This window comes from Salinifilum ghardaiensis (assembly GCF_054491345.1).
Window position 1 is genome coordinate 557,022 of the sequence record NZ_CM137101.1, and the last position, 19,434, is coordinate 576,455.

The 19,434-nt window shown below is 73.6% G+C and carries 20 protein-coding genes and 1 tRNA gene; 13 read left to right on the top strand and 8 right to left on the bottom strand.

Annotation, left to right across the window (positions count from 1 at the left end; genetic code table 11):
- The first annotated feature begins 13 nt into the window (after positions 1–13).
- The 6 genes from ACVGV0_RS02520 to ACVGV0_RS02545 all read left to right on the top strand — a co-directional run bounded on the left by ACVGV0_RS02520 (position 14) and on the right by ACVGV0_RS02545 (position 6,566).
- Complete coding sequence (locus ACVGV0_RS02520) at positions 14–709, top strand: response regulator transcription factor (protein ID WP_459158235.1); 696 nt, start codon at positions 14–16, stop codon at positions 707–709.
- Entirely contained in the window at positions 706–2,142 is a 1,437-nt protein-coding gene (locus ACVGV0_RS02525) for a HAMP domain-containing sensor histidine kinase (RefSeq protein ID WP_459158236.1), read from the top strand. Before ACVGV0_RS02520 ends, ACVGV0_RS02525 begins: the two co-directional genes overlap by 4 nt.
- A gap of 129 nt (positions 2,143–2,271) precedes the next feature.
- Positions 2,272–3,117 carry a DeoR/GlpR family DNA-binding transcription regulator gene (locus ACVGV0_RS02530; RefSeq protein WP_459159898.1) on the top strand — a complete coding sequence of 282 codons (846 nt, stop codon included), beginning with the start codon at positions 2,272–2,274 and terminating at the stop codon, positions 3,115–3,117.
- Positions 3,114–4,190 carry a galactose-1-phosphate uridylyltransferase gene (gene galT, locus ACVGV0_RS02535; protein WP_459158237.1) on the top strand — a complete coding sequence of 359 codons (1,077 nt, stop codon included), beginning with the start codon at positions 3,114–3,116 and terminating at the stop codon, positions 4,188–4,190. The genes ACVGV0_RS02530 and galT overlap by 4 nt, the downstream gene beginning before the upstream one ends.
- A gap of 163 nt (positions 4,191–4,353) precedes the next feature.
- On the top strand, positions 4,354–5,937 hold the full coding sequence (locus ACVGV0_RS02540; RefSeq protein ID WP_459158238.1) for a trypsin-like peptidase domain-containing protein: 1,584 nt from the start codon (positions 4,354–4,356) through the stop codon (positions 5,935–5,937).
- A gap of 137 nt (positions 5,938–6,074) precedes the next feature.
- Positions 6,075–6,566 carry a MogA/MoaB family molybdenum cofactor biosynthesis protein gene (locus ACVGV0_RS02545; RefSeq protein WP_459159899.1) on the top strand — a complete coding sequence of 164 codons (492 nt, stop codon included), beginning with the start codon at positions 6,075–6,077 and terminating at the stop codon, positions 6,564–6,566.
- 144 nt (positions 6,567–6,710) lie between these two features.
- On the opposite strand, the gene ACVGV0_RS02550 is transcribed toward ACVGV0_RS02545, so the two are convergent.
- Positions 6,711–7,109, bottom strand: a complete 399-nt coding sequence (locus ACVGV0_RS02550) for an antitoxin (RefSeq protein ID WP_459158239.1) — start codon at positions 7,107–7,109, stop codon at positions 6,711–6,713.
- 196 nt (positions 7,110–7,305) lie between these two features.
- On the opposite strand from ACVGV0_RS02550, the gene ACVGV0_RS02555 reads away from it, so the two are divergent.
- Positions 7,306–7,569, top strand: a complete 264-nt coding sequence (locus tag ACVGV0_RS02555; protein ID WP_459158240.1) for a hypothetical protein — start codon at positions 7,306–7,308, stop codon at positions 7,567–7,569.
- A 118-nt stretch (positions 7,570–7,687) separates the two neighbouring features.
- Here ACVGV0_RS02555 and ACVGV0_RS02560 read toward each other — a convergent pair whose 3' ends face one another.
- The 3 genes from ACVGV0_RS02560 to ACVGV0_RS02570 form a co-directional block, all read right to left on the bottom strand.
- The gene (locus tag ACVGV0_RS02560; RefSeq protein WP_459158241.1) at positions 7,688–8,353 is read right to left on the bottom strand and encodes an SAF domain-containing protein; all 666 of its coding nucleotides are present in this window, start codon (positions 8,351–8,353) and stop codon (positions 7,688–7,690) included.
- Positions 8,354–8,683: 330 nt separating this feature from the next.
- Complete coding sequence (locus ACVGV0_RS02565) at positions 8,684–9,043, bottom strand: FmdB family zinc ribbon protein (RefSeq protein ID WP_459158242.1); 360 nt, start codon at positions 9,041–9,043, stop codon at positions 8,684–8,686.
- Between the two features lie 93 nt (positions 9,044–9,136).
- Entirely contained in the window at positions 9,137–9,769 is a 633-nt protein-coding gene (locus tag ACVGV0_RS02570; RefSeq protein WP_459158243.1) for a 5-formyltetrahydrofolate cyclo-ligase, read from the bottom strand.
- A 37-nt stretch (positions 9,770–9,806) separates the two neighbouring features.
- Between ACVGV0_RS02570 and ACVGV0_RS02575 the strand changes: the two genes are divergently transcribed.
- From ACVGV0_RS02575 to ACVGV0_RS02595, 5 genes are all read left to right on the top strand, one after another.
- Positions 9,807–10,694, top strand: a complete 888-nt coding sequence (locus ACVGV0_RS02575; RefSeq protein ID WP_459158244.1) for a UTP--glucose-1-phosphate uridylyltransferase — start codon at positions 9,807–9,809, stop codon at positions 10,692–10,694.
- A 46-nt stretch (positions 10,695–10,740) separates the two neighbouring features.
- A complete protein-coding gene (gene glp / locus ACVGV0_RS02580) occupies positions 10,741–11,961 on the top strand; it encodes a molybdotransferase-like divisome protein Glp (protein WP_459158245.1) in 1,221 nt (406 codons plus the stop codon).
- A 7-nt stretch (positions 11,962–11,968) separates the two neighbouring features.
- Positions 11,969–12,637, top strand: coding sequence for a GNAT family N-acetyltransferase (locus tag ACVGV0_RS02585; RefSeq protein ID WP_459158246.1), 669 nt, complete (start codon positions 11,969–11,971; stop codon positions 12,635–12,637).
- A gap of 330 nt (positions 12,638–12,967) precedes the next feature.
- Complete coding sequence (gene sepX, locus ACVGV0_RS02590) at positions 12,968–13,828, top strand: divisome protein SepX/GlpR (protein WP_459158247.1); 861 nt, start codon at positions 12,968–12,970, stop codon at positions 13,826–13,828.
- A 72-nt stretch (positions 13,829–13,900) separates the two neighbouring features.
- Positions 13,901–13,973 (top strand) — tRNA-Ala (locus ACVGV0_RS02595).
- A gap of 140 nt (positions 13,974–14,113) precedes the next feature.
- On the opposite strand, the gene ACVGV0_RS02600 is transcribed toward ACVGV0_RS02595, so the two are convergent.
- The 4 genes from ACVGV0_RS02600 to ACVGV0_RS02615 all read right to left on the bottom strand — a co-directional run bounded on the left by ACVGV0_RS02600 (position 14,114) and on the right by ACVGV0_RS02615 (position 18,171).
- Positions 14,114–15,160: a hypothetical protein gene (locus ACVGV0_RS02600; RefSeq protein WP_459158248.1), complete on the bottom strand. Its 1,047-nt coding sequence runs from the start codon at positions 15,158–15,160 to the stop codon at positions 14,114–14,116.
- A 475-nt stretch (positions 15,161–15,635) separates the two neighbouring features.
- Positions 15,636–16,010 (bottom strand): DoxX family protein, encoded by a 375-nt coding sequence (locus ACVGV0_RS02605; protein ID WP_459158249.1) that lies wholly within the window; start codon positions 16,008–16,010, stop codon positions 15,636–15,638.
- 332 nt (positions 16,011–16,342) lie between these two features.
- Complete coding sequence (locus tag ACVGV0_RS02610) at positions 16,343–16,975, bottom strand: response regulator (RefSeq protein WP_459158250.1); 633 nt, start codon at positions 16,973–16,975, stop codon at positions 16,343–16,345.
- Positions 16,972–18,171, bottom strand: coding sequence for a sensor histidine kinase (locus ACVGV0_RS02615; protein WP_459158251.1), 1,200 nt, complete (start codon positions 18,169–18,171; stop codon positions 16,972–16,974). Before ACVGV0_RS02615 ends, ACVGV0_RS02610 begins: the two co-directional genes overlap by 4 nt.
- 166 nt (positions 18,172–18,337) lie before the next feature.
- Between ACVGV0_RS02615 and ACVGV0_RS02620 the strand changes: the two genes are divergently transcribed.
- On the top strand, positions 18,338–19,414 hold the full coding sequence (locus tag ACVGV0_RS02620; protein WP_459158252.1) for an ABC transporter permease: 1,077 nt from the start codon (positions 18,338–18,340) through the stop codon (positions 19,412–19,414).
- The last annotated feature ends 20 nt before the right edge of the window (positions 19,415–19,434 follow it).

The window sequence follows — 19,434 nt, forward strand, 5'->3', positions numbered from 1 at the left end:
AACACTGGTGGGCATGCGCATCCTCGTCGTCGACGACGATCGTGCCGTGCGCGAATCGCTGCGCCGGTCGTTGCGGTTCAACGGCTACCAGGTGGAACTGGCCGCGGACGGCCAGCAGGCGCTGGACCAGTTGGCGCAGGAGCGGCCGGACGCCATGGTCCTGGACGTCATGATGCCCCGCGTGGACGGGCTCGAAGTGGCGCGGCGCCTGCGCAGCACCGGTGACGACATGCCGATCCTCGTGCTCACGGCACGCGAGGCGGTCTCCGACCGGGTCGCCGGGCTCGACGCGGGTGCGGACGACTACCTGCCGAAGCCGTTCGCCCTGGAGGAGCTGATGGCGCGGCTGCGGGCGCTGCTGCGCCGCGCCACCCCGCCCGAGCACCCGCAGGACGCGCCGCCCGCGGCGCTGCGGTTCGCCGACCTCGAGCTCGACCCGGGCACCCGCGAGGTGCGGCGGGGCGAGCGGCCGATCAGCCTGACGCGCACGGAGTTCGCCCTGCTGGAGCTGCTCATGGGGCATCCGAAGCAGGTGCTGACCCGCAGCCGGCTGCTGGAGGACGTCTGGGGCTACGACTTCCCGACCTCCGGCAACGCGCTCGAGGTCTACATCGGCTACCTGCGGCGCAAGACCGAGGCGGAAGGGGAACCCCGCCTGATCCACACGGTGCGCGGGGTCGGCTACGTGCTGCGCGAGACGCCGCCGTGACCGGGCCCGCTCCCCCTCCCCCCGACCTCACCGGCACGGACCGCATCCCCCGCCCGCGGGCGCACTTCCAGCGGGTGTCGCTGCGCAACCGGGTCACCTGGCTGGCGGCGATCTGCGTGGCCGGTGCCGTGGCGCTGGTGTCCGTGGCCGCGTTCGTCACCGTGCGCGACAGCCTGTACCAGCAGCTGGACAACTCGCTGACCGAGCGCGCGGTGCAGGCCGCCGAAGGCCCGCTGGTGCAAACGCCCGACCTGCAGCGCATGCCGGCCGCGTTCCTGTCGGCGACGAACATGCGGATGAGCGTGCTCTTCGCCGACGGCGGCGAGGTCTCCGCGGGCAAGCGCCCGCCGACGAGCGGCGACGAGCTGGCCGTGGCGCACGGCCAGGTCCGGCGGTCGCTGCGCACCGACCAGGCGACGAACCACCGCGTCGTGGCCGTGCCCGCGGGGGACGGATCGGCGCTGGTGCTGTCGACCTCGCTGCGGCCGACGCAGCAGACCCTGGCGCAGCTGTCCGTGGTGCTCGTCGTCATGGGCGGGGCGGGCATCCTGCTGGCCGCCGCGGCCGGGACGACCGTCGCCCGCGCCGGGCTGCGCCCCGTCCAGCGGCTCACCGCCGCGACCGAGCGCGTCGCCGCCACCGGTGACCTGCAGCCGATCCCCGTCAGCGGCGACGACGAGCTCGCGCGGCTGACCACGAGCTTCAACGGCATGCTCGGGGCGCTGGCCGAGTCGCAGGAGCAGCAGCGCCGCCTGGTCGCCGACGCCGGGCACGAACTGCGCACCCCGCTGACCTCGCTGCGCACGAACCTCGAACTGCTCATGGCCGAGTCGCAGCCCGGTGCGCCGCAGCTGTCCGAGGAGGACCGCGAGGAGATGTTCGCCGACGTGCGGGCCCAGCTGTCCGAACTGTCCGCGCTCGTCGGCGATCTGGTGGAGCTGGCCCGCGAGGACGCGCCGCAGGCGGTGCACGAGCCGGTGGAGCTCAGCGAGGTCGTCGAGCGCGCCCTGGCGCGGGCCCAGCGGCGCGCGCCGCGGGTGCGCTTCGAGGTGAGCACCCGCCCGTGGCTGCTGCTCGGCGATGCCACGGCCCTGGAGCGCGCCGTGCTCAACCTGCTGGACAACGCGGCGAAGTGGAGCCCCGAGGAGGGGCAGGTGCGCGTGGACCTGCGCGCCGAGGCGGACACCGGGTTCGCTGCGCTGGAGGTGGCCGACAGCGGGTCGGGCATCGCGCCGGCCGACCGGCCGCACATCTTCGAGCGGTTCTACCGGTCCTCGGAGTCGCGCCCGCTGCCCGGTTCGGGGCTGGGGCTGTCGATCGTGAAGCAGGTCGCCGAGCGGCACGGCGGGCACGTCTGGGCCGGGGACGCGCCGGACGGCGGTGCGCTGCTGCACGTGTCCCTGCCCGGCAGCCCTCCGGAGAGCCAACAGTAACGAACAACATCGCACGTCGTAGGTGTCCGTGCGCCTGCGGGTATCCCCGGGTGGTGCGGGTGTGCAGCGGCAGGGTAGTGTTCGGTTCTGTTGGATTGAGTTCCGCGGAGGAGATCCGGGGGGGTGGGTGTGCTCGCGCGGCAGCGGCAGGACGCGATCCTCGAGGAGGTCCGGCACAGCGGTGCGGTCCGCGTCAGCGAACTCGTGCGCCGCTTCGGCGTGTCCGACATGACCGTCCGCCGCGACCTGGACGCGCTGGCGCGGCGCGGGTTCGTCGAGAAGGTCTACGGCGGCGCCACCGCCGGAACGGGCAACAGCACCGACGAACCCGGGTTCGAGGCCAAGTCCGTCCGGCAGCCCGGGGAGAAGGAGGTGATCGCGCGGCTGGCCGCGCAGCAGGTCGAACCCGGCAGCGCCATCGGGGTCACCGCGGGCACCACCACGTGGACGCTGGCGCGCCACCTGGCCGACATCGCCGAGCTGACCGTGGTGACCAACTCGGTGCGCGTGGCCGAAACCCTGTGGCGCCTCGGCCGCTCGGACCAGAGCGTCGTGCTCACCGGCGGGGAGCGCACCCCCTCCGACGCGCTCGTCGGCCCGGTCGCCACCGGAACGCTGCGCTCGGTGCACCTGGACCTGGTGTTCCTCGGGGTGCACGGCATGGCCGCCTCCGCGGGGTTCACCACCCCCAACCTCGCCGAGGCCGAGACCAACCGGGTCTTCGCGCGGGCGGCCGCGCGGCTGGCGGTGCTCGCCGACAGCTCCAAGTGGTCGACCGTCGGTTTCTCCACGATCGTGGAGCTCGCGGAGGTGGACCTGCTCGTCAGCGACACCGGTCTGGACGAGGAGGCGGTGGCCGCGCTGCGCGAGGAGATCCCGGACGTGCAGCTCGCCGAGGGAGCGGCCGCAGGCACCGGGGAGGCGGGTTCCGCCGGCCCCGGCGAGGACGCCGCACGGGGAACGGAGGACGAGTGAAGCGCACGGCACGACAGCTGGCCGACGGTCGGGAGATCATCTACTTCGACCACGACGAGGCCCCGGAGCGCCTCGCCGCCGACTCCCGCGACCTGCCCGCCCAAGCCCCGGCGGGCGAGGTGCGGCAGGACCCGCTGAGCGGGGAGTGGGTGGCGATCGCGGCCCACCGCCAGTCCCGCACCTACAAGCCGCCGGCCGACGCCTGCCCGCTGTGCCCGAGCGCGCCCGGCAAGCCCACCGAGGTCCCGGAGGGCGACTACGACGTCGCGGTGTTCGAGAACCAGTTCCCCTCGTTCTCCCGCGCCGTCAGCGAGGACGTGCCCGCGACGGTCGACGGCCAGCCCGCGGTGCCGAGCGCACCGGCGCGCGGTCGCTGCGAGGTCGTGTGCTTCACCTCCGACCACGGATCCGCGTTCGCCCGGTTGAGCCAGCAGCACGCGCGGCTCGTCGTCGACGCCTGGGCCGACCGCACCGCGGCGCTCGGCGCCAGCCCGGGCGTGGAGGAGGTGTTCTGCTTCGAGAACCGCGGCGAGGAGATCGGCGTGACCCTGCACCACCCGCACGGGCAGATCTACGGCTACCCGTTCGTCACGCCCCGCACGCAGCGGCACCTGGCCACCGCGCGGGAGTACTACGAACGGCACGGGCGCCACGTGCAGGGCGACGTGCTCGCCGCCGAGCGGGAGAGCGGGCGTCGCGTGATCACCAGCTCGGAGCACTGGACGGCGTTCGTGCCCGCCGCGGCGCGCTGGCCGGTCGAGGTGCACGTGGTGCCGCACCGCCGCGTGCCGGACCTGCCCGCGCTCACCGCGGCCGAGCGCGACGACTTCGCCGCGCTCCACCTCGACGTGCTCGGCCGGCTCGACGCGCTCCACGACCGCCCGCTGCCGTACGTGGCAGGATGGCACCAGGCGCCCGCGAACACCGGCAGGGACCTGGCGTGGCTGCGGCTCGAGCTGTTCTCCGTGCGCCGCTCGGCGGACAAGCTCAAGTACCTGGCCGGGTCGGAGTCGGGCATGGCCGTGTGGATCAACGACGTCACCCCGGAACGCATCGCGGAGCGCCTGCGTTGACCGGCGGGGGAGTCCTCGGTTCTGCTGGCGCAGCGGGTCGCGGGGACCCCGGTTCCCCGGCCGCCCCGGCCTCCCGGCTGCTCCCCGTCGTCGCCGCGAGGTCGTAACCCGGTCCACAGAGCCAGCTCAGGCGGTTCTCAGGCGCGTATCGCAGAGTGGAGACATGACCGACCACAGCCCGGACGAATCTCGCCGCGAAGATCAACCGATCGAGGGTCAGGGCGGGCCCTGGCAGTCCGAGAGCTCTTCCTCCGCCTCCGAGGCGGGGGAGGTGTCGGGGAGCGGCCAGCCCGAGGCCGGGACGGCGCCGCACGGACCCGGGTGGTCCGGAGCGCACCCCGGTGACCAGCAGGGCGGTCCCCAGGGAACCGGCCACCCCGGCGCTTACCAGGGCGCCCCGCAGGACAGCGGGTACCAGGGCGGTGCTCCGCAGGGCAGCACCTACCAGGGCGGCTACCCGCACCCGGTTCAGCAGCAGTACGCGGGGCAGCAGCAGTACCCGGGGCAGCAGTACGCGGGGCAGCAGCAGTACCCGGGGCAGCAGCCCGGGCCGTACGACGCGACCCAGCCGCAGGCCTACCCGGGAGCGGAGGGCTGGCAGCAGCCCGGCTACGCGCCGATGCCGCCGGTCGGCACCTCGCAGCAGCCGGGCGGGCGCAGGAAGTCCGGACGCGCCGGCCTGTTCACCGTGGTCGGGGTCCTGGCCCTGGTCGCCGTGCTCGTCAGCGGCGGGGCCGGCGGATACGTCGGCTACCGGCTGGGCTCCGACAGCGCCTCCACCGGCACGAGCTCGCTGAACGCGCCGCGCCCGGCGCGCAGCGCCAGCGACGCCCCCGCCGGCTCCGTGCAGGCGGTGGCGCAGAAGGTGCTGCCGAGCGTGGTGCAGCTGCAGACGAGCTCGATGCGCGGGTCCGGCGAGGGGTCCGGCATCGTGCTCAGCGAGGACGGCTACATCCTCACGAACAACCACGTCGTCGAGGGCGCCGAGGCGGGCGCGCGGGTCACCGCCCAGTTCCACGACCAGCGCTCGGCCCCGGTGAAGGTCGTCGGCACCGACCCGAAGTCGGACCTCGCCGTGGTCAAGGCCGACATCACCGGGCTGACCCCGGCCGAGCTGGGCCGCAGCGACGACCTGAAGGTGGGGTCGCAGGTGGTGGCGATCGGCTCGCCGTTCGGGCTGTCCGGCACGGTCACCAGCGGCATCGTCAGCGCGAAGAACCGGCCGGTGCGCGCCGGCGGGGAGAGCGGCAGCCAGGCGAGCGTGATGAACGCGATCCAGACGGACGCGGCCATCAACCCCGGGAACTCGGGCGGACCGCTGGTGGACAAGGACGGCCGCGTGGTGGGCATCAACTCCGCGATCTACAGCCCCGGCAGCGGCATGACCCAGCAGCAGGCCGGTTCGGTCGGCCTGGGCTTCGCGATCCCGATCGACCAGGCGAAGCAGATCGCCCAGCAGCTGATGCAGGACGGCTCCGTCACGCACGCGAACCTCGGCGTGACCATCACCCCGGCGCGCGGCGGCGGGGCCCAGATCGTCGAGGTGCACGACGGCGCCCCCGCCAGCAAGGCCGGGGTGAAGCGCGGCGAGGTCATCACCAAGCTGGGCAACCGGACCATCGAGGACCCGGACACGTTGATCGCCGCGGTGCGCTCGCACAACCCCGGCGACACGGTGAAGCTCACCCTGTCCCGGGGCGGCGGGGACACGCGCACGGTCGAGGTCACACTGGGCGGTTCCCAGTGAGGCGCGACCCGTGCGACGCGCGGAACAGGGAGAACGCAGGCATGACGCAGCGAACGCAGCAGGACGGACCGCGGTCTGTCGCCGATGTCACCGACTGGGACCTGACCGGCGCCTCCACCGCCACTACTGTGACGAGCATGGAACGCAGCGCGCAGCGGTTGGGGCGGGCCCTCGTCGTGGTCGTCGACGATCGAGTCGCCCACGCGGAGCAGGACGACAACATCGGCCCCTTGGTCACCGAACTCCTCGAGGAGAACGGGTTCATCGTCGACGGCACCGTGGCCGTGGCGGGAGAGACCGTGGAGATCAGGAACGCGTTGAACACCGCGGTGATCGGCGGTGTCGACGTGGTCATCACCGTCGGCGGCACGGGGGTCTCACCGCGGGACGTCACCCCGGACGCCACCTCGGGGGTGCTGGACCGGCCGGTCCCGGGCATCGCCGAGGCGCTGCGCGGTTCCGGCCTGGCGGCGGGCGCGGTCGACGCGGGGATCTCCCGCGGCCTGGCCGGGGTGTCGGGCAGCACGCTCGTGGTGAACCTGGCCGGCTCCCGCGAAGCCGTCCGCGACGGCATGGCCACGCTCCGACCGCTGGTCACGCACGTGATCGAGAACCTCTCCGGCGTGTAGTCGGGCGAGCGCGGCGGCGCACGGCCGCATCGACCAGCGCGGCGCGGGACGTCCTCCGGGGCGTCCCGCGCCGTCGTTCGCGGGCCCGCTGTCGTGCTGGAGCGGTGCCGCCCGCGCCGTTCGCGGCGCGGGCGGTCGCCTGCGTCACTGCGACTTCGGCGGTTCGGTGCGGCCGGAGTCGCCCTCGGAGCCGCGGTCGCGGTCGGTGGCGTCCTGACCGCTGTCGGCCCGGTTCGTGCCGGATTGCCCGGTTCCGGACTCGCCGGTGCCGGACTGCCCGGTGCTGGACTGCCCGGTTCCGGACTCGCCCGTGCCGGACTGCCCCTCCTGCGAGCCCTCCGACTGGTGGCGGTTGATGAAGCCCTGCACTTGACCGCTCGCCTTGTCGATCTTGTCCTGGTACTTGCCGCCGGTGGCCTTGTTCAGCTGCTCCTTGGCGCTGTCGATGCCCCTGTTGGCGCTCGGCCCGGCCTTGTCGGCCGCTTCCCCGGCCTTGCCGCGCGCCTGCTGGGCGAGGTGCTTGGCCTTGTCCAGAAAGCCCATCTGCTTCCTCCCGCTGTTTCGGTCGATGCGGTGCTCCAGCGGTGCCGAGTGGATGCGCACCCCCGGTGTCCGCACGTGTTCGTCGTGTCACCGATGATGTCATCACCGGCGCGAACCGGGAAATCACCGCTCGCCGCGGTGCGGCACCGCCCGGTGCGCCGCCGGGCTCCAGCAGAACGGGGGCAGAATGGGGAGCATGGCGAACCAACGCCCGAACACCCCCTCCGGCGGCGGGAGCGCTGCGCACGGCGGTGCCGGTGCTCCCGCCGGTGGGGACTCCGCCGCCGGAGGTGCGGAGGCTCCCCGGCGACGCGCGGTGGAGCGCTCGCGGCGGCGCCGGCAGCTCGACCGGATCTTCGGCAGCGTCCTGCCCGAGGACGTCGCGGACGACCGCGGCAGCACCGCCGCCGGCGACGACTGGTACCGGCAGAACCGCCCGCCGCACCACGACCCGCGCTGAGCGGGCGGTCCCGGCGCGGTGCGGGAACGCACCGGTGTCCGCAACGGACATTTCCGTCCGGTGTGGAGTTTCCGGGTGGTCGTCCGGTGCCGCCCCGATGGCCAGCCCGCGGACTCGCTCAGCGCAGCGCCACGGTGACCGATTCCCGGGCCGAGGCCGCGGCGACGGCCGCTGCCGACCCCCGTGGCAGCCCGACCAGCACCATCCGCTCGGCCGAGTCGCGGGGGTCCGGCGCGCGGACGGCCAGCACCGGGGCGTTCTCCGCGAGCACCGCCGGTTCCGCGGCGTGCGCGGCGCTGACGAGGTCGACCCGGTGTCCGGGGTCGAGGAACGTCGCCACCGCCGGGTCGGCGAGCCTGATCGGGACCGCGGCGCTGTCCGGATCGCCGGTGCTCGCGCGCGTGGCCGCGGGTCCGAGCAGGCGCACGTCGGTGATCGCCTCACCGGCCCGCACCGGTGTGGCCGGGGTGCGGCCCAGCACCTGCTCGGGCCGGGTGAACGCGCCGTGCGGGAGGGCTCCGCCGGGCACGGCTCGGCGGGTGAGATCGGTGCGCGTCAGCGGCTCTCCCGGTGGGAGGTCGCGCGCGGCCGCGAGCACGTGCGCGCGCCCGTCCGGTTGCGCGCTCGGGACGAAGGCGAGCACGCCCGAGCAGCACAGCAGCAGCACCGCCGCGATGCGCCGCGCGGTGTGCAGGCGTGGCCCGGTGAGCACCAGCCGCGCGGTGCGGAGCTTGCCCACCAGCCGCGCGTGCGGTGCTTCGGCCGTCCCGTGCGCCTCGGACATCCGTTCCCCCTTCCGCCGTCGGACGCGTCCGAAGCTACGGGGGTGCGGGCAGCCGTGTCAGCTTCTGCACCGCCACTTGTGGACAACTCGGCCCCCTGTGGACGACCAGCGGGAGCGGTGCCCCTCCGCAGGGACACCTCGCAGGGGGAGACTGACCACACGATCGGGGAGGTCGCAGCGGTCCGTCAGGCAAGCGGCGAAGCCGCTTCCTCGCCGCGCGCAGAGCGACCTGCCGGAGGTTCCCCCGAGCCGCTGCGCCGGCCGAGCCGCTGGTTCTCCAGGGGCCGGGAAGGCGTCAGCGTCGAGGAGCAGGCGGCACCGGGACCGGTGTCAGGACGGGGAGGACGCCGAGGAGGACGAGGACGCGGCCGCCTTCGAGGAGGAGTTCGAACCGCTCGACCCGTTCGAGCCGCTCGACCCGCCGGAGTCCGAACCGGAGCCCGCGGAGCCGGACTCGGAGGAGCCGGACGAGCCCGAGTCGCCGCTGCTCGAGGTGGACCCGTTGTTGCCGTTGGAGCGGTTGTCGGTGCGGTAGAAGCCGCTGCCCTTGAACACCACGCCCACGGAGTTGAACAGCTTGCGCAGGCGGCCGGTGCACTCCGGGCACTCGGTGAGGGAGTCCTCGCTGAACGACTGCACCCGCTCGAAGTGGTGATCGCACTGGGTGCACGCGTACTGGTAGGTGGGCACGGCGTTACCTCCGACATCCGTATTGGCACTCTCCGCGTGGGAGTGCCAACACGATAATGCGTCACCCTCCTCCGCGGTGCAATCGCATCTACGTCACACACCGGCAGCGGTGTCGGCGGGCTCGCGCCGCCCCAGCGGCAACCGCACCACGCCGCGCCGCGGCGTGAGCACCCCGTGCATCCGCACGTCGTGCTCCTCGCCCGGCAGCTCCGGCACGAACTCCTCGTCCCGCACCACCGCGACCAGCTCGGCCCCCGGAGCGGCCAGCGGCAGCGAACGGTCGTAGAACCCGGCCCCGCGGCCCAGCCGCGTCCCGCGGTGGTCCACGGCCAGCGCCGGGACGATCAGCGCGCCGGCCTGCCCGAGCGCCTCGGCCCCGAGGCGCTCACCGGCGGGTTCGAGCAGCCCGTAGGTGGCGGGCCGCAGGCTGTCCGGACCGGTGTACTCGGCCCAGTCCAGCGGACGCCCCCGCACCACGATCGGCACGAGCACGCGGTGCCCCTCCCGGAGCAGGGACTCCAGCAGCTCGGTCGAACCGGGCTCGTCGCCGACGGGGACGTACGCGGCGACCGTGGTGACCGACTTCTCAGCCAGCCACTCCCCCACGTGCCCCGTCAACGCCGCGGCCTCGGCCGATCGGGTGGACGTGTCGAGTTCGCCGCGCCGCTGCAGCAGGTGGTCCCGCCATGCGGACTTGGGCGTTGCGGATTTTCCCGGTGCGCTCACAGCCCCACTGTAGGGGTGGCCGATAGGCTGCGGTGATATGAGCATGCCCGCACCGATTCGAACCGCAATCGTTCCCGCGGCAGGCCTGGGCACGCGGTTCCTCCCAGCCACGAAGTCCGTGCCCAAGGAACTGCTGCCGGTCGTGGACACGCCCGGCATCGAGCTCGTCGCGAACGAGGCCGCCGACGCGGGAGTGCGGCGTCTGGTGGTCGTGACGGCCCCGGAGAAGCGCGCCGTCGTCGAGTACTTCCAGCCGCAGCCCGAGCTGGAGGGCACGCTGCGCGAGCGCGGCAAGGACAAGCTGGCCGAGAGGGTCCGGCACGCCTCCGAGCTCATCACCGCCGAGGCCGCCGTGCAGGAGGAAGCGCTCGGCCTCGGGCACGCCGTGGCCTGCGCCGAGGCCAACCTCGGCGGCGAGGACGACGCGGTGGCCGTGCTGCTGCCCGACGACCTCGTCCGCCCGCACGGGGTGCTCGACCGGATGGCCGAGGTCCGCGCGCGCCACGGCGGCAGCGTGCTGTGCGCGTTCGAGGTCCCGCGCCAGCAGGTCTCCTCCTACGGCGTGTTCGACGCCGAGGACACCGATGCCGAGGACGTGAAGCGGGTGCGGGCCATGGTGGAGAAGCCCGACCCGGAGCGCGCGCCCTCCACGCTCGCCGCCGCGGGCCGCTACCTGCTGGACCGGGCGGTCTTCGACGCGCTGCGGCGGATCGAACCGGGTGCCGGTGGCGAGCTGCAGCTGACCGATGCCGTAGCGTTGTTGATCTCAGAGGGGCATCCGGTGCACGTCGTCGTCCACCGAGGTGAGCGACACGACGTGGGAAATCCCGGCGGTTTCCTCAAGGCCGCGGTGGACTTCGCGTTGGACGATCCGGAGTACGGCGCGGATCTGCGGGAATGGCTGGTGCGCCGGTTGGCCCGGTGAAGCACGCGGTACCGGCGGACCCCGGGCACGCGGGAGGTCGACACCCATGAGGTCAGTGGACGAGCAGCTCGCACGTGTACTCACTGCGGCCGTGCGGCCCGCCCCGGTGCGGGTCGGGATATGCGAAGCGCAGGGCATGCTGTGCGCGGAGGAGGTGGTCGCCGAGCACGCGCTGCCCGGTTTCGACCAGGCCGCCGTCGACGGCTACGCGCTGCGCAGCGTCGACGTGCGCGCGGCGGCGGAGGAGCCACCGGTGCTGCCGGTCGTCGGCGAGATCGCCGCCGGCTCGACCCACCCGCACCGGCTGCAGCCGGGGCAGGCGGCCGCCGTGGCGACCGGAGCTCCGCTGCCGACCCTGGCCGACGCGGTCGTCCCCCTGGAGCAGGTCGAGCAGCACGCGGACAAGATCGGGGTGCTGCACCCGGTCCCGTCCCGCGCGTACGTCCGCCGGACGGGTGAGGACGTGCAGCCGGGGGACGTCGCGGTGCACCGCGGCGCGCCGATCGGTCCCGCCCAGGTCGGGCTGCTCGCGGCCGTGGGGCGGGAGAAGGTGCTCGTCCACCCCCGACCGCGCGTGTCGGTCATCTCGCTCGGCGAGGAGCTCGTCGACGTCGACCGCACCCCCGGGCAGGGCCAGGTCTACGACGTCAACTCCTACGCGCTGGCGGCCGCGGCCCGCGACGCCGGCGCCGACGTCACCCGCGTCGGCGCGCTCGGCGGGGACCCCCGACGGCTGCGCGAGGTGGTCGAGGGGCGGCTGCTGCTGTCCGAGGTCGTGGTCATCGCCGGAGGGGGCGGCGCGGGCGACGAGAAGGTGCGCACCGCGCTGTCCGACCTGGGGGAGCTGGACCTGGCGCGCGTGGCGATGCAGCCCGGCTCGGTGCAGGGCTTCGGCCGCCTCGGGCCGGACCGGGTGCCGACGTTCGTGCTGCCGTCCAACCCGGTCAGCGCGCTGGCCGTGTTCGAGGTGATGGTGCGGCCGATGATCCGCTCCGCGCTCGGCAAGGCGAACCCGCACCGGCGCACCGTCGCGGCCACGCTGCTGTCACCGCTGAGCTCGCCCGCGGGGCGGCGGGGCTACGTCCGCGGGCAGCTGCTGCGCGATCCGCACAACGGCAGCCACCACGTGCAGCCGGTCGGCACCTCCGGGGTGCACCTGCTGGCCACGCTGGCCGAGGCGAACTGCATGATCGTCATCGACCCCGACGTGACGGAGATCGACGCGGGCGAGCAGGTCGACGTCCGGTTCCTGTCCGTCCGCTCGTGAGGAGCCGATGCGTCCCCCCGCCACGCCCGAGCCCTTCCCGGGTCGGCACCCCGGATGGCCCGCCCGGCTCGGCCCGCTGGGCACGCCCGGCGGCGTGGTGCGGCTGCGCCCGCCGCAGCTGCGCGACGCGCGGGCCTGGAGCCGCGCGCGGGTGCGCGACCGGACCTACCTGCAGCGCTGGGAACCGACCTCCGTCGGCAACTGGCAGGAGCGGCACGCAGCGCTGGCCTGGCCGGGGCAGTGGGCCGTGCTGCGCGGCACCGCGCGGCGCGGCGAGGGGCTGCCGCTCGTCATCGCCGTCGACGGGGAGTTCGCCGGGCAGCTGACCGTGGGCAACATCATCCGCGGTGCACTGCGCTCCGCCTGGATCGGCTACTGGGTCACCGAGCGGCTCGCCGGGGGCGGCATCGCGACCTGCGCGCTCGGCATGGCCGTGGACCACTGCTTCGGGCCGGTGGGGCTGCACCGCCTGGAGGCCACCGTGCGCCCGGAGAACGGGGCGAGCATCCGGGTGCTGGAGAAGATCGGGTTCCGCCGCGAGGGGCTGTTCGAGCGCTACCTCGACGTGGCGGGCCAGTGGCGGGACCACTTCGTGTACGCGCTGACCGCGGAGGAGACCGGGGCGGGCGCGGTCGCCGCGCTGCTGGCCGCGGGGTGGGCGCACCGCCCGGGCTAGGGAGTCCGCGGACGGGCTGGCGTCGCGGGTCGGGTGGGGGGACCTCCGGCGGTACCTCGCTGCGGGATCCCCGACATCGGGTGGCCACCTCCGCCGCGACCCCGCCGCGATCGGTCTCCCCGGCGGTTTCCCCGGCGGGGAGGACGCGTGCGACACGCGGGTCCGCGCGCGCAGCGGAGCGTCCGCGGTGGACTACGTTCAGCGCAGGGCCGGTTGCCGTGTTCCACCGAGCGCATCGAATCGGCGTGGCTCGCACACAGGAGTGGCGGATGTGGCTAGTGTGACGAGTGGAGGCATGTGCGGCCGGCGACCAGGGGGAGGTGGCGAGGCGTGCTCAGTTCGTTGATCTTCGCCGCACTGGCGGTGGCGTGGTTGGTCGTGCTGGTGCCGATGTTCGCTCGCCGTCGACAGGAAGTGTCCAAAACCACCGACAGCGCGCTGGCAGCACGCGTGGTACGCCGCGGGAGCGGTGCGCGGCCCGCGTCCACGACGCGAGGAGGGGCCACCGCGCAAGCGCCACCCGACTACGTGGAGGAGGCCGACGGGATGCCGGGCAGCGACAGCGACGAGCTCGCCGACGAGCGCGTCGAGCACGACGACGAGGTCGTCGAGTTTGATCGGGACCGCGACCCCGACCGGGACCACGACGACGAAGCGGAGACGCGGCGCGTGCACAGCGAGGACGCGCGCGCCGGGCGGCGCTACCGGCCGGGTCGCGGCGGCTTCGACCCGGAGGCGGCCGCGCTCGCCGCGCGGGCCAAGTACGCGCGGCGACAGCGGATGGTGCTGGTCCTGCTGGCAGCGGCGCTGGTCACCGCCCTGCTCGCCGGCTTCGCCTGGACGCCGCTGTGGTGGGTGCACGGCCTGGTGGACCTGTCGGTCATCGGCTACCTGACCTACCTGCGCCGGCAGGTGCGCATCGAGGAGGACGTGCGCAACCGCCGCCTGGCGCGGATGAGCGGTGGCCGGCAGCCCGGCGAGGACGAGGCCGAGCACGAGGAGTACGGCGACTACGACGAGGACTGGAGCGAGGAGGACGTCCCGGAGCAGCGGCGCTCGGGGGGCCGGACCGGCACCGTGGCGAACCTGTCGCACGCGGAGCCGGTGGAGCTCGACGACGAGGACCCGCTGTTCGACGAGCTGGACGAACGCACCTGGGAGCCGCCGTACCGGCGCGCCGCGGGGGAGTAGTCGACCTCACAGGAGGGGGTGCTCCGAGCGCGCCGGGCGCCCTTGTTAAGCTTGTCAGTGCACAACCGGAATGGGGCTGTAGCGCAGGAGGTAGCGCGTCTCGCTCGCATCGAGAAGGTCAGGGGTTCGACTCCCCTCAGCTCCACCCCGAAGAGCCACCCGCCGAGCGGGTGGCTCTTCTGCTGTTTCGGACGAACCCGGAGAACTGTCCGGGGAGCGGGATGCGGAGGTCCGGCCCTCCGCTGCGGAGGAGGCTGCGTGCGCGCAGCAACGCCCCGCGAGTCGTCACTCCGGCTGAGCGGGTGGGCCGTCCCCGCTGAGCTCGGAGCTGATGTGCGGGACCTCCTCGCCGAAGGCGCGCTTGAGCCGCTCCTTCGTCTCGTGGAGCAGGAGGGTTCTGAGCGGGTCCGCGCAGCGCCGGACCACTTCCGGGTGCCGGGGCGGTGACTTGCACGTCAGAAGCGCCAGCACGCGCAAAGCCGGCAGCAGCGGCTTGGCATCGGTGATCACGGTCAGCCCGAGCGCGTCGGTCAGCCGCTTCCAGACTTGTCGCACGCAGGCGGTGATGACCCTCTTGTCGATCACGGAGAGCATGCGCACGTGGTACGACTCGGTGATTTTCGCCGTCACCGTGCGGGGCACCGCGTTGAGCAGGTGGTTCGACTCCTCGATCACGAGCACCAGCTGGACGAGCAGCTCGCACCAGAAGTGCTCCGCCATGGCTCTGCGCGTCTCGGGGCGCAGCGGTCCGGCGGTCCTTTCGACCTCGTCGAGAACCTGCCCGAGCATGTGACCCACCGCCTCGGCCTGCTGGAGGTCCGAGGTGGCGGTGGCGAGTGCGCGGTCGGTGCTCGCGGGGTCGGACTCGGGCCCTTCGCGGAGTTCGGTGGAGCGGTTCGCCGCTTCCGCCGGGGGGCGCGAGTCTGGTTCACGGGATTCCTCAGGATCGCGGGGTGCTCGTGCTTCGGCGTACTGGGGCCCCTCCTGCAGACGTGTTTCGGAGGTGCGCGGGCGCGCTCTCCGCCTCCTCCGCTCGAGGAATCGCTTGATCAGGCCGACGCGAGCTGAATCAACGGCCGCCCTCTGGTGATCGAGAGTGGGCTTCGGGTGCTTGCGCTTCTGCGGAGCTTGCTTGGCGTCCTGCTTGGCGCACTCCTGGCTCCAGCGCAGCTCCACATCCCGCTCGAGCTCGTGCAGGTCTTCGGGTCTTTCGCCGTTGGCCAGTTCGAAGGCTTCCACCCAGCCGTGCTTCGCGCCCGCGCAGTGGCCGCACTGGCACGTTTCCCCGATGGCTTTCGCGCAGTTCTTCGGGTGCTTGCGCCGCTGTGCCAATTCCTCTCCCCGCGAGGTTCGACGGTGGCCTCACCGGATGTTTCCGCTCGCGGAAGGTGCGGTCGTACCGCTGCTTCGGCGAAACTCGGAACGTGATAGCTGCGGGGTGTTTCCTCCGTCGGCCGCATCCGTTCGAGCCGTACGTTGCGCGCGAGGATGCGTGTCCGAGCACGAGGAGTGTTGGCAGCTGCGCCGATCGCGGAACGCCGCAGGCTTCCGCTGGTCGATCAGCGGGATCGGCCAGTCGGCGGTCTGGCCTCTCGTCATCTCGTTGCGCGGCAACGGAAACCGCGGTTCGCCGCTTTCGCCGCCGCGCGCCAGAGTAGCCGATCTCCCGGAAGAGCGGCGTCGTCAGGCCTCGTCGACCTGGATGTCGAACTCGACGTCGCTGCCGTCGACCGAGGTGACCGTGGCGGTGACGCCGAGCGCGTCACCACCGTTGGTGAGCTCGCACCGGATCGACTTCCCCTCCGGCTCAGGGCGAGAGCAGGTCCAACGCCAGCGCGGCTGCGGCCAGCGGGAGGAAGAAGCCGGCAGCGAGGAAGAAGGACGAGGAGTAGTCGCTCACCCGCACGTGCGTGTAGGTCGCGCAGACGAAGAACAGGACGAGGCCGATCGCGGCCGCCGCGCCGATGAGCGGCACGCCGAGCAGGCCCAGCAGCAGCCCCACCCCGCCGGCGGTCTTGAGGGTTCCGATCGGGAAGACCAGCCACGATTCCGGGACGCCGGCCTTGTCCATCGCGGGGACGAGGCGTTGCATGACCGGCTCGCTGCGAGTCATGGAGGCGATGCCGGAGAAGGTGTTGGCGGCGATGGCCAGGACGGTGACGGCGACGTAGGCGGTGAACACGAGGAGCTCCGGTGGTTGCGCGGGTCAGCTGGCAGGTGGTGCCTCGCGGAGTTCCGGGGCGCGGTCGGCTCGTGCTGGCGAAGAGCCCTCGGCCGGGCCGTCGGCGCCGAGCGCGGCCGGGCGCACCACGACCGCGGGTGCGGTGCGCTGTCCACGACGAGCTCCTGCCCGGATCTGCCCGCCCTCCGAGTTCCGCGATGGGCTCACTCCGGGGACGAGACGGCCGAGCGGTCTGTGACACGGGGGAGGGGCGGCGGCGGGACGGCGCTGCCACCGGCCGCGGAGGGGCTGGTCACCGGGATCAGCACACCGCTGATCCCCTGGAACGCGCCTCAGTCGCGGATGAGGCCGCGCGCCCGCGCGGTGGCGAGCGCGGCGGTGCGGGACTCCACGCCGAGCTTGCCGTAGATGTGGACGAGGTGGGTCTTCACCGTCGCCTGGCTGAGGTAGAGGCGACTGCTGATCTCGGCGTTGGACAGGCCTTCCGCGAGGAGCTGGAGCACGTCGAGCTCGCGGCGGGACAGCGAGGTGTCCGGCTGGCGCATGCGGTGCACGAGGCGGTCGGCGACGGTGGGCGCCAGCGCCGAGCGGCCCGACGCCGCGGCGCGGACGGCCGCGGCGAGCTCCTCGGGCGGGGCGTCCTTGAGGAGGTAGCCGGTGGCGCCGGCCTCGATCGCGGCGAGGACGTCCGCGTCGGTGTCGTAGGTGGTGAGCACGAGCACGCGGGGAGCTTCGGCCAGGGCGACGATGGCCGCGGTGGCGTCGGCCCCGTGCATGCCGGTGCCGAACTGCAGGTCCATGAGCACGACGTCGACGATCCCCCGGCCGGCGAGTTCCGCGGCGCGTTCGGCGGTGTCCGCCTCGGCGGCGACGAGGAAATCGGACTCGGCTTCCAGCACGGCGCGCAGCCCGGCCCGGACGACGGGGTGGTCGTCGGCGATCAGCAGGCGGATCGAGGTGTTCACGGCGACTCCGCGGTGCTCTGCTGCAGGGGGAAGCTCGCGGCGAGGACGGTTCCGCGGCCCGGTTCGGATTCGACCGCGAGCGTCCCGCCCAGCGAGGCGGCGCGCGCCCGCATGGCCGCGAGGCCGAACCCGGACTCCTCGGTGTCCGCACCGGCGGGTCCTGGGGTGAAACCGGTCCCGTCGTCGAGGACGTCGAGGGTGACGCCGTCGTCCATGTAGGACAGCGTCACTTCGGCGCGGGTGGCCTGCGCGTGCGCGGCGGTGTTGGCCAGGGCGGACTGCGCGATCCGCAGCAGTGCCACTTCCACGGGGCGCGCCACCTCGGCGGGAGCGCCGCTGAGGTGGAAGTGCACGGCCAAGCCGGCCCGCTCGCCGGTCGTGCTGCACAGGCGGCGCAGCGCCGCCGGCAGCGAGCCCTCGTCGAGGTCCGGCGGGGACAGGTCGCGGACGAAGCGCCGGGCTTCGGCGAGGTTGTCCTGCGCGGTCTGCCGGGCCTGCTGGACGTGCCCGGTGGCGGTGCCGGCGTCGGTGGGCAGGGCGCGTTCGGCGGCGCGCAGCAGCAGCTGGATGCTGGACAGCCCCTGGGCGAGGGTGTCGTGGATCTCGCGGGCGAGCCGTTCCCGCTCGGCGAGGACGCCCGCGGTGCGTTCGGCCTCCGCGAGATCGCTGCGGGCGGTGTCCAGCTCGTCGAGCAACCGCCGCCGGTGCTCGCTCTCGGCGTGCAGCGCCTGGTAGGCCAGCACGGTGACCACCGCCACGGCGGCGCCGATGACCGGGCCGATCGCCGCCGCGGGAGTGAACCCGCCGGTGTGCCAGGCGAATCCGGCGATCGCCGCGAGGGTGGTCGCGGCGACGGCGCCCACCCCGGCCCGCAGCGGCAGCAGGTGCAGCTGCAGGAAGAACAGGGGGAACGCGATCCACACGCCGTCCTGCGACAGCACCAGCAGCGCGATCCACGCCGCGCCCAGCACGGCCAGCCACGCCGCGGCGGCCCGGTGCGATCGGCCGATGCGCGGCAGCGCCGGCCCGGCCGCGTAGACGGCGCCCATGCCGACCGCCGCGGAGCTGGTGGCCCAGGCGTGGTCCGCGTCGGTGAGCGCGCCGCGCAGCGCGACGAGCACGAGCAGGGCGGCCATGAGCAGGTGCAGGCACGCGCGCACCACCCGCAGCGGCCGCGTCAACCTTTCCGGGTGCACAACCCCACCACCGTACCGCTGGCGCAGCCGCTCGCATCGATCGAAAGGTTGAGTTCCGCGACCACCTCGTGACGTGCGCGAACACATCCCGGGTGCGATGGCGCAGCCCCTCCGCGCTGTGAGGCTGGTCGTCGCAACGCCACCGCGTGGAAGCTGGAGGAGAACCGTGTTCGTGGCATGGAGGGACCTGCGTTTCGCCAAGGGGCGATTCGCGCTCATGGGCACCGTCGTGGTGCTGATGACGCTGCTGGTCGGATTGCTCTCGGGGCTGACCGCCGGCCTGGGCCGCGACAGCACGTCGGCCATCACCGGCCTGCCGGCCGATCACCTCGCCTTCGCCGAGCCCGCATCCGGGCAGACGCCGTCGTTCACCGAATCGAGCGTCGAGGAGCCGGTGTGGCAGCAGTGGGCGGGGACGCCCGGCGTGGAGAACGCCGATCCGCTGGGCATCAGCCGGGGCAAGGCCACGGTCGGCCAGCGCACCGCCTCGGCCTCGGTGTTCGGCACCGCCCCGGGGGCCTCGCTGGCGCCGCGGGCCGAGCGGATCGCGCCGGGAGCGGCCGTGCTGTCCACCGGCGCGGCCGAGGAGTTGGACGCGCACCGGGGGGAGGCGGTCACGCTCAACGGGCGGGAGCTGCGGGTGGCCGCCGTCTCCGGGGACGCCTCCTACAGCCACACGCCGGTGATCTGGACCAGCCTCGCCGACTGGCAGGACATGTCCCCCGGGCGGAGCGGCGAGCACGCCACCGTGGTCGCGCTGAGCACCAGCGGTGACGTGCCGCTGGGCGAGGTGGACGAGCAGCTGGGCACCCGGACGATGTCGCGGTCGGAGTCCCTGTCGGCGATCAGCTCCTACAGCTCGGAGAACGCCTCCCTGCAGATGATGCGCGGGTTCCTGTTCGCCATCGCCGCCCTGGTGGTGGGTGCGTTCTTCACGGTCTGGACGATCCAGCGCAGCCGCGACATCGCCGTGCTCAAGGCCCTCGGGGCGAGGACCGGTTACCTCCTCCGGGACGCGCTGGGGCAAGCGCTGGTGCTGCTCGTGGGCGGTACCGCCGCGGGCACCGCGCTCGCCGCCGGGATCGGCGCGCTGGCCGCCGGCACCGTGCCGTTCGTGCTCGACGCGAGCACCCTGCTCGTCCCCGCGGCGGTGATGGTCGTCCTCGGCCTCGTCGGCGCGGCGCTGTCCGTCCGCCGCATCACCGCCGTCGACCCGCTCGCCGCGCTCGGCGCCTCCCGCTGAGCGCGTTCCGCCGAGATCCG